The organism is Telluria sp. RT2P19, assembly GCF_059685725.1.
This window is the reverse complement of the sequence record NZ_JCASIL010000010.1, coordinates 75,027-90,274: the sequence shown is the minus strand read 5'-3', so window position 1 is coordinate 90,274 and position 15,248 is coordinate 75,027. Positions and strand designations below refer to the sequence as shown.

13 protein-coding genes are annotated in these 15,248 nt (G+C 66.1%); all 13 read right to left on the bottom strand.

The genetic code is table 11. The annotated features are described in order from the left end of the window. Window positions 1-52: 52 nt before the first annotated feature. Entirely contained in the window at window positions 53-1,294 is a 1,242-nt protein-coding gene (locus tag AC56KW_RS13975) for a cystathionine gamma-synthase family protein (protein ID WP_497171291.1), read from the bottom strand. Between the two features lie 3 nt (window positions 1,295-1,297). Further along, window positions 1,298-2,821 carry an amidophosphoribosyltransferase gene (gene purF / locus AC56KW_RS13970; protein WP_497171290.1) on the bottom strand — a complete coding sequence of 508 codons (1,524 nt, stop codon included), beginning with the start codon at window positions 2,819-2,821 and terminating at the stop codon, window positions 1,298-1,300. Window positions 2,822-2,908: 87 nt separating this feature from the next. Continuing rightward, window positions 2,909-3,397 carry a CvpA family protein gene (locus AC56KW_RS13965; protein ID WP_497171289.1) on the bottom strand — a complete coding sequence of 163 codons (489 nt, stop codon included), beginning with the start codon at window positions 3,395-3,397 and terminating at the stop codon, window positions 2,909-2,911. Window positions 3,398-3,411: 14 nt separating this feature from the next. Further along, on the bottom strand, window positions 3,412-4,380 hold the full coding sequence (locus tag AC56KW_RS13960; protein WP_497171288.1) for an SPOR domain-containing protein: 969 nt from the start codon (window positions 4,378-4,380) through the stop codon (window positions 3,412-3,414). A gap of 26 nt (window positions 4,381-4,406) precedes the next feature. Beyond that, on the bottom strand, window positions 4,407-5,705 hold the full coding sequence (gene folC, locus AC56KW_RS13955) for a bifunctional tetrahydrofolate synthase/dihydrofolate synthase (RefSeq protein ID WP_497171287.1): 1,299 nt from the start codon (window positions 5,703-5,705) through the stop codon (window positions 4,407-4,409). Window positions 5,706-5,808: 103 nt separating this feature from the next. Continuing rightward, window positions 5,809-6,681, bottom strand: coding sequence for an acetyl-CoA carboxylase, carboxyltransferase subunit beta (accD, locus tag AC56KW_RS13950; RefSeq protein ID WP_497171286.1), 873 nt, complete (start codon window positions 6,679-6,681; stop codon window positions 5,809-5,811). 151 nt (window positions 6,682-6,832) lie between these two features. Then, on the bottom strand, window positions 6,833-7,102 hold the full coding sequence (locus AC56KW_RS13945; RefSeq protein ID WP_497171285.1) for a hypothetical protein: 270 nt from the start codon (window positions 7,100-7,102) through the stop codon (window positions 6,833-6,835). A gap of 133 nt (window positions 7,103-7,235) precedes the next feature. Next, window positions 7,236-8,036, bottom strand: a complete 801-nt coding sequence (gene trpA, locus AC56KW_RS13940; RefSeq protein WP_497171284.1) for a tryptophan synthase subunit alpha — start codon at window positions 8,034-8,036, stop codon at window positions 7,236-7,238. Window positions 8,037-8,113: 77 nt separating this feature from the next. After that, a complete protein-coding gene (gene trpB, locus AC56KW_RS13935) occupies window positions 8,114-9,370 on the bottom strand; it encodes a tryptophan synthase subunit beta (RefSeq protein WP_497171283.1) in 1,257 nt (418 codons plus the stop codon). Further along, window positions 9,336-10,046 (bottom strand): phosphoribosylanthranilate isomerase, encoded by a 711-nt coding sequence (locus AC56KW_RS13930; RefSeq protein WP_497171282.1) that lies wholly within the window; start codon window positions 10,044-10,046, stop codon window positions 9,336-9,338. Before AC56KW_RS13930 ends, trpB begins: the two co-directional genes overlap by 35 nt. A gap of 20 nt (window positions 10,047-10,066) precedes the next feature. Next, on the bottom strand, window positions 10,067-10,867 hold the full coding sequence (truA, locus tag AC56KW_RS13925) for a tRNA pseudouridine(38-40) synthase TruA (protein ID WP_497171281.1): 801 nt from the start codon (window positions 10,865-10,867) through the stop codon (window positions 10,067-10,069). Beyond that, on the bottom strand, window positions 10,864-13,896 hold the full coding sequence (locus tag AC56KW_RS13920; RefSeq protein ID WP_497171280.1) for a motility hub landmark protein FimV: 3,033 nt from the start codon (window positions 13,894-13,896) through the stop codon (window positions 10,864-10,866). Before AC56KW_RS13920 ends, truA begins: the two co-directional genes overlap by 4 nt. 223 nt (window positions 13,897-14,119) lie before the next feature. After that, entirely contained in the window at window positions 14,120-15,247 is a 1,128-nt protein-coding gene (gene asd, locus AC56KW_RS13915; protein WP_497171279.1) for an aspartate-semialdehyde dehydrogenase, read from the bottom strand. Window position 15,248 lies beyond the last annotated feature (1 nt).

The following is a 15,248-nucleotide window of genomic DNA, read 5'->3' as shown; positions in this document are numbered from 1 at the left end:
AATATGACAAGACCGGCTATCGCCGGCCCCATCAACCCATCTTTTACTCGCCTTACGCGTCCAGCGCCTGGCGGAAGTCGCCGACCAGGTCGTCCGTGTCCTCGATGCCCACCGACACCCGGATCAAACCTTCCGCGATGCCCATGCTGGCGCGCCGCTCGGGCCCCATCTCGAAGAAGATCGTGTGCGCCACCGGGATCACGAGGGTCCGGTTGTCGCCCAGGTTCGACGCCGGGATTGCCAGTTGCAGGCGGTTCAGGTAGTCGAACGGATCAATCTCTTGCTTGAGCTCGAAACTGAGCAGCGAGCCACCGGAACGGAACAAGGCCTTGACGATCCCGTTCTGCGGATGCGATGCCAGGCCCGGATAATGCACGGCCGCCACGCGCTCGTCCGCTTCGAGCATCGTCGCCAGCGCCAGCGCGTTGGCGCTGGTGCGTTCCATGCGCAGCGCCAGCGTCTCGGCCCCGACCGCGATGTGGTGCGCCGCTTCCGGCCCCAGCGCGGCGCCGAAGTCGCGCAGCGCCTTGGCGCGCAATTGCGCCATGCCTTGCGCGGCAGGTGCCTGCCTGCGAAAGTTCTGGGCGATGTTCGGATACCCCGCCCAGTCGAACAGGCCGGTATCGGTCAGTGCGCCACCCAGCGCGATGCCATGCCCGCCGATCGACTTGGTCAACGAGTTGACCACCAGGCCGGCGCCCACATCCTTCGGACGGAACAGCCAGGGCGTGGTCATCGTGTTGTCGACCACGTACAGGATGCCCCGCGCCCGGCACAGTTCGCCGATGCGCGCCAGGTCCGCCACCTGCGTGCGCGGATTGGCGATGGTCTCGACGAACACCATGCGCGTGCTCGGCAACAAGGCCGCCTCGACCTGGGCCACGTCGGTGGCGTCGACAAAGGCGACATCCACGCCCTGGGCCGCCACCGTCTGCCACAGGCTGTTGGTGTTCCCGAACAGGAAGCTGGACGACACGATCTGGTCGCCGGCCTTGAGCAGCGCCTGGAACAGCGCGCCGATCGCCGCCATGCCGGTGCCGAAGCACAGGGTGGCGACGCCGTCTTCCATCTTGCTGATCTTGTCTTCCAGGGCCGACACCGTCGGATTACCCTGGCGGCCATAGCGAAAGCCCGGTTCCTTGCCCTGGAATACCGACGCCAGCTGGCGTGCGTCGGCATAGCCGAAGGCGACCGAGGTGTGCACCGGCCTGTGCAGCGAACCGTGCTCGATCGCCTTGCGACGATCGTTGTGCAGGATGGTGGTGGTGAAGCCGTAGCTCTTCTGGTCCGACATGGCTTACTCGGCGGCGACCGGCGGGTTCAGGTTGAGCTGCGTGCGCACCGGATCCTCGACTTCCTTCTTGGCCGGGTTGTGGCGCGCCGACTCCTGGCGGTCCAGGTACTCCGGGGTCACGTCGCCGGTGACATACACGCCGTCGAAGCACGAAGCCTCGAAGTTCTTCAGCGCCGGATTGACATCCGAGATCGCGCGCTTGAGCGCGTCGACGTCCTGGTACACCACGCGGTCGGCGGTGATCTCGCGGCACACTTCTTCGGTCGTGCGGCCGTGGGCGATCAGTTCGTCGCGGGTCGGCATGTCGATGCCGTACACGTTCGGGTACAGCACCGGCGGCGCGGCCGAGGCGAAGAACACCTTGCGGGCGCCGGCTTCACGCGCCATCTGCACGATCTCGCGGCTGGTGGTGCCGCGCACGATCGAATCGTCGACCAGCAGCACGTTCTTGTCCTTGAACTCGGAGCTGATCGCGTTCAGTTTCTGGCGCACCGACTTCTTGCGCATGCCCTGGCCCGGCATGATGAAGGTGCGGCCGATGTAGCGGTTCTTGATGAAGCCTTCACGGTATTCCACGCCCAGCTTCAGCGCCAGCTGGATCGCGGCCGGACGCGACGAATCGGGGATCGGCATCACGACGTCGATCTCGTCGACCGGGATCTCGCGGCTGACCTTGTCGGCCAGGTACTCGCCCATGCGCAGGCGGGTGGCGTAGACCGAGGCGCCGTCGATCACCGAGTCGGGGCGGGCCAGGTAGACGAATTCGAAGGCGCACGGGTTGAGCGACGGATTCTCGGCGCACTGGCGCTCGTGCAGCTGGTTGTTCTGGTCGATGAAGACCGCCTCGCCCGGCGCGATGTCGCGCACGAAGCGAAAGCCCAGGCCTTCCAGGGCGACCGATTCGCTGGCCACCAGGTATTCGTTGCCCTGCTCGGTTTCATTGATGCCCAGGCACAGCGGACGGATGCCGAACGGGTCGCGGAAGGCCAGCATGCCGTGGCCGGCGATCTGGGACACCACGGCGTAGGCGCCGCGCACGCGGCGGTGCACGGCGGCGACCGCCTTGAACACGGCGTCGGCGTCCAGCGAGTAGCCGTCGGCCGCTTCCTGGATTTCGTGGGCCAGCACGTTGAGCAGTACTTCGGAGTCGGAATCGGTGTTGATGTGGCGGCGGTCGTTGCGGAACAGCTCATCCTTCAGCACTGCCTGGTTGGTCAGGTTGCCGTTGTGGGCGAGCGTGATGCCGAACGGTGCGTTGACGTAGAACGGCTGCGCCTCTTCCTCGCTCGACGAGCCGGCGGTCGGATAGCGGCAGTGGCCGATCCCGGTATTGCCCTGGAGCGAACGCATATTACGGGTGCGGAACACGTCCCGCACCAGGCCATTCGCCTTGAACATCGAGAACATGCTGCTGTGATTGGTCGCAATGCCCGCCGCATCCTGGCCGCGGTGCTGCAGCAGCAGCAATGCGTCATACAGCAGCTGGTTGACGGGAGAGTGAGAGACGACGCCGACGATGCCACACATGGTGTGCTCCTAAAAGCTTGAGTGCTTGATTACAAAAAAGTTCTTACGTTGATGCGATGAGGCTGATGATTGCTTTGAAAGCTGGATTCAAAAGTTCACGTGCTGCGCCATGGCAGCCGGCAGGAAAGGCTTGACGGTGCGGGCGCCGGTCTCGGCGATCGGCGACAACAGGGCTTCTTGCCAGAACGCCTGGCGCGGGATGTCCGTCATCCCGCACAATATGACGCCGGCCAGCACGATTACAATGCCGCGCGCCAATCCAAACAATCCTCCGAGGCCGCGGTCGGCCAGCGACAGGCCGGTCGCTTCCACCAGGGCCCCGATCGCCAGCGACAGCAGGCCCATCAAAATTCGCACGCCCAGGAACAGCGCGATGAAGGCCACGATCAGGCGCGCCGTGTCGCCGGGAATGACTTCCGGCAGCAGCGGCGCGAGCTGCGCGCCGTAGGCATTGGCCACCACGAAGGCGACGATCCAGCCCAGCAAGGACAGGATTTCCTTGACCAGGCCGCGCAGGGTGCTGATGACAACGGAACAGACCAGCACGAACAGCACCAGGTAGTCGAAAATCGTCACGCTACTGGGTCAGGTCAGAGCGGCACCATGGTGCCGGACAGGCCGATGCCGCCCAGTTTGGCGCGCACCTTCTCGGCCTCTTCCTTGCTGAACGGGCCGACCCGCACACGGATCAGCTCGCCCGACTTCTGGGTGAAGGACGAGATGCCGGCGGCGCGCAGCCGGTCTTGCAGTTCAGTTACCTTTTCCTGGCTGCCCAGGGCCGCGACCTGCACCACGAAGCGCGGCGCCGGGCCTTGCGCCTTCTGTGGCTCGGCCGGCTTGCCTTCGAGAATGGCCATGGCGCGCGCGGCGTCGTCGCGCGGCGCGGGCTTGGCGACATCCTCGGCCTTCGGATGGGTCTCGGCCGGCTTCTTGGCGGGCTCGGGTTTCTTTTCCGGCTTCGGTTCGGGTTTGACGACGGGCTTCGGCTCCGCCTTGACCGGCTCGGTCTTCGGCTTCACCGGCTCGGGCTTCGGCTCCGGTTTTGGTGGCTCGACAGGCTTGGTGGGCTTGGCCGGCTCGAGCATACGCATCGGCGGCGGGTCGCTGACGGGCGGGGTCGCGCCGGGCGCGGTGGTGTCGCTTGCACGGGTGCCGGCGGGCGGCGCCGGCACCGGCTCGACGATTTCCTCGTCGCTGTCCACGCTGGCCGATGGCGCGACCTGCTCGGATGGCACCGGCAGCGGGGCGGCCCTGTCCTTGTCGGGGATGTGGATGGCGATGTCGGTGGCCAGCGGCTTCGGCTCGGAATCGAGCAGCATCGGCAGCGCAACGACGGCGGCCAGCACCAGCGCGATGGCCCCGACCAGGCGGCGGCGGGCGCGCTTCTTCTCGGGCAGGATCGGGTCGCCGCGACTGGTGCGGCGGGCGCTGTCGCCGGCGGAGCTGGCGCGCTTGGAACGCGCGCGCTCGGTATAGGCGGCGTCGTCTTCCTTGACGAAGTGCCCGCTGTCCCGGACAGTTTCTTGCTTGTTTTTATTGCCGAACGAGAACAAGCCCATGTGGTTCAGGTAGTAGGATGAAGAAGTCAGTGAAGACTCGATTTACGGGCCGCCATGACGCCTGCAACCGTGTAGAAAGAGCCAAAGACCACAATTCTATCATTCTCCCCTGCCCGGCTCAGCGCATTCGCGTAGGCCTCTGCCGGCGTTGCAAAATTGCTCACCGAAAAATCGTCGTCCTTGGCGCCGGCCGGCCTGAGTTCGGCCAGCTTCCCGGCCAGTACTTCAGGCTGCGCCGAGCGCGGCGAATCGAGCGCCGTCACGCACCAGTGGTCGATGATGCCGGCCATCGGCGCGATTACGGCGTCGATGTCCTTGTCTTCCATGATCCCGAACACGGCATACGTAAAGCGGTGGAAGCCCATATTGCCCAGGTTCTGGGCCAGCGTCGCGGCGGCGTGCGGGTTGTGGGCGACGTCGAGCACCTGGGTCGGGCGGCCCGCCAGCACCTGGAAACGGCCCGGCAGCTCGACCAGCGCCAGGCCGGCGCGGGTTTCCTGGGCGCCGCAAGGCAGTTGCATGCGCAGCGCTTCGAGCGCGGCCAGCGCGGCCGAAGCGTTGAGCAGCTGGTTGGCGCCGCGCAGGGCCGGATAGGCCAGCGAGTTGCGGCGCTGGCTGCGCCCGCCATAGCTCCACTGCTGCTGGTCGCCCTGGTAGTTGAAATCGCGACCCAGCAGCCACAGGTCGGCGCCGATCTGTTCGGCGTGCTCGATCAGCGATTGCGGCGGCACCGGATCGCTGCAGATGGCGGTCTTACCCGGGCGGAAGATGCCGGCCTTCTCGAAGCCGATCTGTTCGCGCGTGTCGCCGAGGTAGGCGGTGTGGTCGATGTCGATGCTGGTGACGATCGAGACGTCGGCATCGATGACGTTGACCGCATCCAGGCGTCCACCCAGGCCGACTTCGAGGATGGCGACGTCGACGCCGCTGTTCGAGATCAGGTGGGCGATGGCCAGGGTGGTGAATTCGAAATAGGTGAGGTCGGTGCCGCCGCGTGCCGCTTCGACGTCGTTGAAGGCGTTGACCAGTGCTTCATCGGAGGCCATCTCGCCATTGATCCGGGCGCGCTCGTTGAAGTCGAGGAAGTGCGGCTTGATGTAGAGGCCGACGCGGTAGCCGGACTGCAGCAGGACCGATTCGAGCATCGCGCAGGTGGAACCCTTGCCGTTGGTGCCGGCGACCATGATCACCGGGCAATCGAAGGCCAGCTGCAGGCGCTCCTTGACGGCGCGGACGCGATCGAGGCCCATGTCGATATGGGTTTCGGCGTGGCGCGACTCGAGCAGGGCCAGCCAGTCGGGCAAGGTGGTCGGAAGTGGGGACATGGTGCTTACGGTAGCTTACACGTGGGACGGTGCGGAAATGAAAAGAGCGACCGGCATGGCGCAGCTTTCGCTTGCCCGCGCCGGCCGCCCTTCATCGTGTTGGTCAGGCCAGGACTTCGGTCGCCTGGTTTTGCAACAGGGCCAGCAGGCGCGCGATTTCTTCGCGCATCTTGCGGCGGTCGACGATCATGTCGACGGCGCCCTTGGTGACCAGGAACTCGGCGCGCTGGAAGCCTTCCGGCAGTTTTTCGCGGACGGTGTTCTCGATCACGCGCGGGCCGGCAAAGCCGATCAGGGCTTTCGGCTCGGCGATGACGACGTCGCCCATGAAGGCGAACGAGGCCGAGACGCCGCCCATGGTCGGGTCGGTCAGCACGCTGATGAACGGCAGCTTTTTCTCGGCCAGCTTGGTGAGCATGGCGGTAGTCTTGGCCATCTGCATCAGCGACAGCAGGCCTTCCTGCATGCGGGCGCCGCCGGTGGCGGTGATGCAGATGAACGGCACCTTCTGCTCGAGCGCCACCTGGGCGCCGCGCACGAAGCGCTCGCCGACGACCGAACCCATCGAGCCGCCCATGAATTCGAATTCGAAGGCGGCGACGACGACCGGCAGGCTCATGATGGAACCGCCCTGCACGATCAGCGCATCGGTTTCGCCGGTGGCGTCCATGGCCGCCTTCAGGCGATCAGGATACTTCTTGCTGTCCTTGAACTTCAGGGTATCGACCGGCAATGTCTCTTGGCCGATATCGTAGCGGCCGCCTTCGTCGAGCAGGGCATCGAGACGGTCGCGGGCACGGATGCGCATATGGTGGTCGCACTTCGGGCACACGTGCAGATTGGACTCGATGTCCGCACGATACAGCACCGACTCGCACGACGGGCACTTGACCCAGAGGCCTTCCGGCATGGTCTTGCGGTTAGCGGCATCGGAGCGCTGGATCCGAGGGGGCAGCAGCTTTTCCAACCAACTCATGTTCTCTCCTTTGCGGCGAATCTTTTGAAGAGGCGTAGTGTAGCCGCTCGGCCAGCGCTTGTCGAATGATGGCAAGCTAACAATTGCCGTTTCTTCATTACCCACCCCGGATAAGCACCGCGACGCCCCGCCCGGGACGGCGCCGCATGGATCACACGTCGACGGTCGTGTATTCGATCCCGCCGACACGCGCAGCGACGAGGTTATACAGCCAGGCGCCGATAACGCCGCTCACGAAGCCAAGCACCGGATACATGAGCACCATGAAGACGGCCCCGCCAATGCCGATGGCCGATGATTGGTCGCTGACGCCTGACGCCAGCAACATGAGCGCCACCATCGGAATCGCAATGACAAGATAAATCGCCGCCAGCACCTTTCCACACTGCACCACGCCCACATGCCTGATCTGCCGCTTCATTGCGCCTCCCGTCAATCAATTGGAATTGCCAATTTATCACAAGATCCTTGCAACCAAACATCAGTCAACAAGCAAATCCTTGCCATTAGGGTCGGAGATTTGATCACCCTTGAAGTCGACCCTGATGCATGGGTTAGCGGGCGTCGAGGGCGGTGCGGATGCCCGCGGTGAAGCTGCGGACGGCGTCGACGGCCTGGTCCGCGGGGTGCGCTTCGATCTCCTGGATGATGCGGCTGCCGATCACCACGGCGTCGGCGACTTGCGCGACCGCTTTCGCGGTGGCGCCGTCGCGGATGCCGAAGCCGACGCCGATCGGCAGCTTCACGTGTTCGCGGATGGCGTTCACGCGGCGGGCGACGTCGTCGGTGTCGATCGCCCCGGAGCCGGTGACGCCCTTCAGCGAGACGTAGTAGCTGAAGCCGCCGCCGTGGCGGGCGACCTGTTTTACCCGCTCGGTCGTCGATGTCGGCGCCAGCAGGAAGATCAGGTCGAGGCCGTTATCGCGCATGGCGCCGGCGAAATCGGCGCATTCTTCCGGCGGGTAGTCGACGACGATGGCGCCGTCCGCGCCCGCCTCTTTCGCGCAGCGGATGAATTCAGCCTGGCCGATGCGCTCGATCGGATTGGCGTAGCCCATCAGGACCACCGGCGTTTGCTGGTCGGTCTGGCGAAATTCACGCACGAAGGCGAACACGTCCTTCAGGCCGACATTGAACTTGAGCGCGCGCTCGCAGGCACGCTGGATCACCGGGCCTTCGGCCATCGGGTCGGAGAAGGGCACGCCCAGTTCCAGGACGTCGGCGCCGCCCGCCACCAGGGCGTGCATCAGCGGGACGGTCAGCTCGGGACCAGGGTCGCCGGCGGTGATGAAAGTGACCAGACCGGTCTTGTTTTGCGCTTTAAGCGCGGCAAATGTTGGTTCGATGCGGGACATGCTGTTCTTCCTTATGGGGTCGTGGATGATGCGGTGCTCCGGCCGCCTCGCGACCGGAGCCAGGCGAAAACCGGATTTCAGCCGAAATCCAGCCCCATCCGCTGCGCCACCGTGTGCATGTCCTTGTCGCCGCGGCCCGACAGGTTGACCAGGATGATCTTGTCCTTCGGCAGGGTCGCCGCCAGCTTCACGCCATAGGCGATCGCATGCGACGATTCCAGCGCCGGGATGATTCCCTCGATGCGGCAGCAATCGTGGAAGGTCTGCAGCGCTTCCTCATCGGTGATCGAGACGTACTGCGCGCGCGCCGAATCCTTCAGCCAGGCGTGCTCCGGTCCGACGCCCGGATAATCCAGGCCCGCGGATACGGAATGCGTCTCGATGATCTGCCCGTTCTCGTCCTGCAGCAGGTACGTGCGGTTGCCATGCAGGACGCCCGGGATGCCGGCCGTCAGAGAAGCGGCATGCTTGCCCGAAGCCAGCCCCTCGCCCGCCGCCTCGACGCCGACCAGCTGCACGCCCGGTTCGCCGATATATGGATAGAAGATGCCCATCGCGTTCGAGCCGCCGCCGATGCAGGCGACGACGTAATCCGGCTGGCGTCCCGCCATGGCCGGCATCTGCAGGCGGCATTCCTCGCCGATCACCGACTGGAAGTCGCGCACCATCATCGGATACGGGTGCGGGCCGGCCACCGTGCCGATGATGTAGAAGGTGTTCTCGATATTCGTGACCCAGTCGCGCATCGCCTCGTTGAGCGCGTCCTTCAGGGTCTTGGAGCCCGACTCCACCGGCACCACGGTCGCGCCCAGGAGCTTCATGCGGTAGACGTTCTGCGCCTGGCGCTTGACGTCCTCGGCGCCCATGTACACCACGCACTCCAGGCCGAAGCGCGCACAGATGGTGGCGGTCGCCACGCCGTGCTGGCCGGCGCCGGTCTCGGCGATGATGCGCTGCTTGCCCATGCGCCGCGCCAGCAGGGCCTGGCCGATCACGTTGTTGATCTTGTGCGCGCCGGTGTGGTTCAGGTCTTCGCGCTTGAAGTAGACCTGGGCGCCGCCGGCCAGCTCGGACCAGCGCCGCGCGTGGTACACCGGCGACGGACGGCCGACGAAGTGCGCCAGCTCGTAGCGGAATTCCTCGAGAAATTCAGGATCCTGCGCATACTTCGCATAGGCTTCGTTCAACTCGGCCAGCGCGTGCGACAGGGTTTCGGCGACAAAGCTGCCGCCATACGGGCCGAAGTGCCCGACCGCGTCGGGCAAGGCGTAATCCGGGGTCTTGAACAGGGGCGCAGCGCTAAGCTGGGCCGTGATGGTGTCTTTCGTGGTCATGGTGCGACTCGCTTTCGATGGTGGCATCGGCCGCCCGCACCGCCGCGATGAAGTCGGCGATCTTGCGGGCATCCTTGATTCCCTTCGCTTGTTCGACGCCACTGCTGATGTCGACGGCAAAGGGACGGACATAGACGGTCGCGTCAAGGACGTTGTGTACGCTCAACCCACCACTCAAAACGACCCGAGGCGCGAGCTCTTTTGGAATAAGAGACCAATCGAAGACCTTTCCTGCGCCACCATAGGCGTCCACGTAAGTGTCGAGCAGAAGGCCCGAGAACCAGGGACTGGCGGCGCGGTATGCAGCTTCACATTCTAGCAAAGCCGCGGGCGGCGTGTCAGGCTTGATGCGGTAGGCGCGCACGAAAGGCCGTTGCACGGCCGCCGCGATGGCCGCGCACTGCTCTGCCGTTTCGTCGCCATGGAACTGGATGAGCCCCAGCGGTATCGCTCCCGCCACTTCGTGCACTTCGTCCAGCGTCGGGTTCACGAACAGCGCCACGCCGCTGACGAACGGCGGCAGGATCGCGCACAACTGGGCGGCGCGCGCGGGCGTGATATAGCGCGGGCTCTTCGGATAGAACACGAAACCGAGGGCGTCGGCGCCGCAGTCGACCGCCGCGCGCAGGTCTTGCTCGCGGGTGATGCCGCAGATCTTGATACGGGTGCGTTGCATGGCTCTTCCTGGAAAACCGGTCACAGCCACGGCAGGGGCGTCGACGCCTCCTGCGGCAGCTTCCACTTCGGATCGTACTCGATCTTCGCGAAATACAGGCCGTCCGGCATGAAGGTCGGCGCGGCGGCGTCGCGCGAACGCGCCGCCAGCACCTCGCGCATCCAGTCCGGCTCATTGCGCCCGGTGCCGATATAGATCAGCGAACCGACGATATTGCGCACCATATGATGCAGGAAGGCGCTGGCGCGCAGGGTGAACACGATGATGTCGCCGTGGCGTTCGATGCGCACCTCGTGCATGTCCTTGACCGGCGTATTCGCCTGGCAGCCCGACGCGCGAAAGCTCGAGAAATCGTGGGTGCCGATCAGGTGCCGCGCCCCTTCGCGCATGCGCTCGACGTCGAGCGGACGGAATACCCACCCTGCCCGCTTGGCCAGCAGGGCCGACGGATTGGGGTGGTTGTAGAGCACGTAATGGTAGGTGCGCGAGCGCGCCGAGAAGCGCGCATGGAAATCCTGGCCGTCGGCGTCCGGCTCGACCACGGCCGCCCAGCGCACCACGATCGATTCGGGCAGGAACGCGTTCACGCCACGCACCCAGGACTGGGTGGGGCGATCCAGGTCGGTATCGAAATGGACGACCTGCTCGATCGCATGCACGCCGGCGTCGGTGCGCCCGGCGCACGTGGTGTGCAGCGGGACGCAGGCGAACTTCTCGAGCGCGATCTCGAGGCGGTCCTGGACCGTATGACGTTCCGGCTGTTTCTGGTAGCCGTTCCAACCGGTGCCGATGTACTGGACACCCAATGCAATTCGCGTCACGCCAGCAGTTCCCTCATTGCGCTGGCCTTGCCGACCTGCTCGGTATTGCCGCCCTTGATGACTTCGTCAAGCAGTTCACGCGCGCCCTCCTTGTCGCCAATCTCCTGGTAGGCGATGGCGAGATCGAGCTTGGTCTCCATCTCCATGTGCTCGGGTGACATCTGGTCCGGCGCGGCGTCGAATGGATCCAGGTCGGCCGCCACGGGCTTAGCGGTGGCCGGCGCGGATGGCGGCAGGTCGAGGTCGAAATCGGCCAGGTCGAACATTGGCGCGGCCTTGTCGTCGGCAGGCGTGGCGCCAGCCTGGAAGGCGTCGCGCGCCGACACTTCTTGCGGCGCCGGGACCGGGGCCGGGGTTTCCGGCAGGTCGAAGGCGTCGAACGGGTCGTCCTGGCGCGCGCCGAAGTCCTTCGGCTCGGCGCCGCCTGGTGCGCGCGGCTCGTCCGGCAAACCGAAGTCCATGGTGTCCAGGTCGAACAGCGGATCTTCGGACCCGCCGGCTGCCGTCGACGAACGCGCGGGCGCGTCGACGAGCGCAGGCGCGGCCGGCGTCACCGGCGTCGTAGGCGCAGTAAAGTCCATCATATCGAGATCATGCAGCGGATCGGCCTGCGCCACGGTCGGCTGCGGCGTGCTGCCCGGCAGCGGCGGCAGGCCTTCGAAGTCCTTGGCCAGGCCGGCCATGTCGACCGGGGTCGCCTGCACCTGCGACTGCGGCGACAGCTCGAGCGTGAAGTCGTCGTCCTCCTCGATCGCGGCGGCCGCCGGCTGCGCGGTCTGCGGCGCACCGAAGTCCATGTCGAAATCGAGGTCGTTCGCGTCCGGCGCGTGCTTGCTCTGCTCGGCCACCGAAGCGGTCGCTGGCGCAGTCGTGGGAGCAACCAACGGCGCCATGTCGAATTCGAGGTCCGGCACCGCGGTCGCATCCGGGTCTGGACGGCTGGCCGCTGGCGGCTCCCGGTCGGTATTGCCTACCGGCTCGAAGGTCAGGCCGCCGAGGTCGAAGTCGAGCGCGTTGTCGTCGTTGCGGGCGTCAGGCGCCGGCGCGGCCGTGCGGTCTTCGGCGGCCTTGTCCAGCGTCAGCGCGGCGCCGGCGGCAGTACCGGCCGCGGCGCCCGCGGCAAGGCCGGCGCCCACCGATGGTCCGCCGCGGAACGCGTCCTCGAATTGCTGCGACAGGATGGCTTGCTGGTCGCGCTCCTGCGGCGACGGCGTCGGGCTCGGGACTGGCGCGGCGTCCGCGTACAGCGGATTGGCCGGCTCCAGGGCGAGGCCGAGCGCCGCGGCCTGCGACCACTCGGCGCCCGTCCCGCCGGTCAGGGCGTGCAATTCGCGCGCCTGGGCCTCGAAGGCGCGTGCGTCCTTGCGCGTGGCGTAGATCTCGAGCAGCTTGAGGCGCACCGGATGACGTTCCGGATGGGTGCGCAGCGCTTCCTTCAGGATTTCCTCGGCCTGGGCGTCGCGGCCATAGGCGATGTAGACGTCGGCTTCGGCGACCGGATCGACTTCGTTGGTGTCGAGCTGGCTGGCCGATGGGGCGAAGCTTGAATTGAATACGCTGTTATTGGTGTCCACGCTCTGGCCGCCGCTCTCGGCGAACAGCGAGTGGGCGCTCGCGCCCGGCACGCCCAGCACCGACGGTTCGGACGGTACCGGCTTGACGGCCTGCGCGTTGCGCTTGCGGCGCTGCGAGATGCCCAGCGCGGCCAGCAGCAGCACCAGCGCGCCGGCGCCGATGTACAGCATATTGTCCAGGATCGTGTCGACGAAGCTTTTTTCTGGCGGCTCCTGCTGCTGGCGCTTGGGACGCGGACGCGGGGCCGGCTTCTCGGCTGTCTTTGCGCTCGCTGCCGCAGCTGCCGCAGCAGTAGCAGCCTGTTCGGCCTCGGCGCCCGAGCGGCTCGGCACCGCCATCAGGTTTTCGAGTTCGTTGACGTTCTTTTCGAGTTCCTTCACGCGCGCCTCGGCCTGCGCCAGTTCGCGCTCCCTGGCGACCGTATCCTCGACACTGGCGGTGCCGTCGTCGGGCGCGCCGGCGGCAGCGGGCGCCGCCTTGGACAGCTGCAGCTTGTCCTGCGCTTCGCTGACGGCGGTCGGCTGCCGCTCGACACGCGCGGTGACGCGGCCGCTGGCGCTCTGGCCGCCCTGCGGCGTGGCGCTCGGCGCGCTGCTCGCGACCTGGCCGGCCAGCTTGTTGCGGTAGGCGTCGAAGTCGGCCGCGTGGGCCACGACCACGCCGCGCGCTTCCGACTGGCCGGCGCCGCCACGCATGGTGTCGGCATCCGGGATGCTCAGGATCTGGCCCGACTTCAGGCGGTTCATGTTGTTGCCGATGAAGGCGTCCGGGTTCGCGCGGTACAGCGCGACCAGCATCATGTCGAGCGAGATGTCGGCCGGCTTGACGCGGGTGGCGATGCCGCTGAGCGTGTCGCCGCGGCGCACGCGGTAACTGTCCTCGGCGTCGCGCCTACGGGCTTCGCGCGCCTGGCGCTCGGCACCGCGACGCGCGGCGGCGATGCGCGCCTCGTCCTGCGTGGGCGAAGCTGCCGCCGGCGCCTGGCCTGGCGGCGCGCTCGGCGTGGCTGGCCGGGCCTGCGGCGGCGCCGCCACCTGGGCCGGCTGCGTCGCGCGCAGTTCGGCCGGGTCGAGCAGGAAGGTATATTCGCGCACCAGGCGACCGTTATTCCAGGTCAGCTCCAGCAGCATGTCGACGAACGGCTCGTTCAGCGGCTGGGTCGAGCTGACGCGGATGACCTGGCGCCCAACCCGATCCTCGACCGCGAAGCGCAGCGACAGCAGCGCGGGATTGAATTCGATGTTCGCGGCGCGGAAGGCTTCCGGGTTCGCCAGCTTGACCGCCATGCTCGCCGGGTCTTCGCCGGCGCTGGCCGTCAGCTCGATCTCGGCGCGCAGCGGCTGGCCAAGCGCCGACAGCACTGTCAATTTTCCGAGTCCGGCCGCATGGGCGGCGGAAGACAATACCACTGCACTGGCCACGGCGGCGGTGACCGATTTCAGCGCGGATGCCATGAGCGGAGATTGGTGCGAAAAATGCATAGTTAGCAGCGAAATGAGTTGGCCGAGGGAAAGACGGTTTCCCGGAGTCTCAACATAACATCATGCTCTGGAGCACGCAAGCTCCCGACGCACACCAGCGGCCGCAGTATGCACCTTCTTCAAAGCGAATGCCCCGCGAACGGGGCATTCGATAACCTGATACCATGTAAGTTGCCTTAAAGGCAACAAAGCCGGCTTAACGTTCGAGCACGATCCGCAGCATGCGGCGCAGCGGCTCGGCCGCGCCCCACAGGAGCTGGTCGCCGACCGTGAAGGCCGACAGGTAATCGTCGCCCATCGACATCTTGCGCAGGCGACCGACCGGGATGCCCAGGCCGCCCGTCACCGCTGCCGGCGAGAGGTCGCGCATCGACGCTTCGCGGGTATTCGGCACCACCTTCACCCACTGGTTGTGCGAGGCGATGATGTCGTTGATCTCGTCCAGCGGCACATCGCGGGTCAGCTTGATGGTCAGCGCCTGCGAGTGGCAGCGCATGGCGCCGATGCGCACGCACAGGCCATCCACCGGAATCGCTTTGGCATCGAGGCCCGCGCCGCGGCCCAGGATCTTGTTGGTCTCGGCGCCGGCCTTCCATTCCTCTTTCGACTGGCCGTTGCCCAGGTCCTTGTCGATCCACGGGATCAGGTTGCCGGCCAGCGGCACGCCGAACTGCTTCGTTTCGTCGCTGGACAAGCCGTGCTGGGTCGCCAGCACGGTGCGGTCGATCTCGAGGATGGCCGATGCCGGATTGTCCAGCAGCGACTTGACCGAGCTGTTGATCGTGCCGAACTGGGTCAGCAGTTCGCGCATGTGCTGCGCGCCGCCGCCCGATGCCGCCTGGTAGGTCATGGAGGTCATCCACTCGACCAGGCCGGCTTCGAACAGGCCGCCCAGGCCGATCAGCATGCACGACACGGTGCAGTTGCCGCCGATGTAGTTCTTGACCCCTTTCGACAAGGCGGCGTCGATCACGCTGCGGTTGACCGGGTCCAGCACGATGACCGCGTCATCGTTCATGCGCAGGGTCGACGCGGCGTCGATCCAGTAGCCGTTCCAGCCGGCCGCGCGCAGTTGCGGGAACACCTCGCTGGTGTAGTCGCCACCCTGGCAGGAGATGATGATCTCGCATTTCGACAGCTCAGTAATGTCAGTAGCGCTTTTGAGCGTGGTTTCGTTTTTCGCCATCTTCGGCGCGGCGCCGCCCGGATTCGAGGTGGTGAAGAACACCGGCTCGATATGGTCGAAATCGCCTTCCTCTTGCATGCGCTGCATGAGGACCGAGCCGACCATGCCGCGCCAACCTACCAGACCTACTAATTTCATC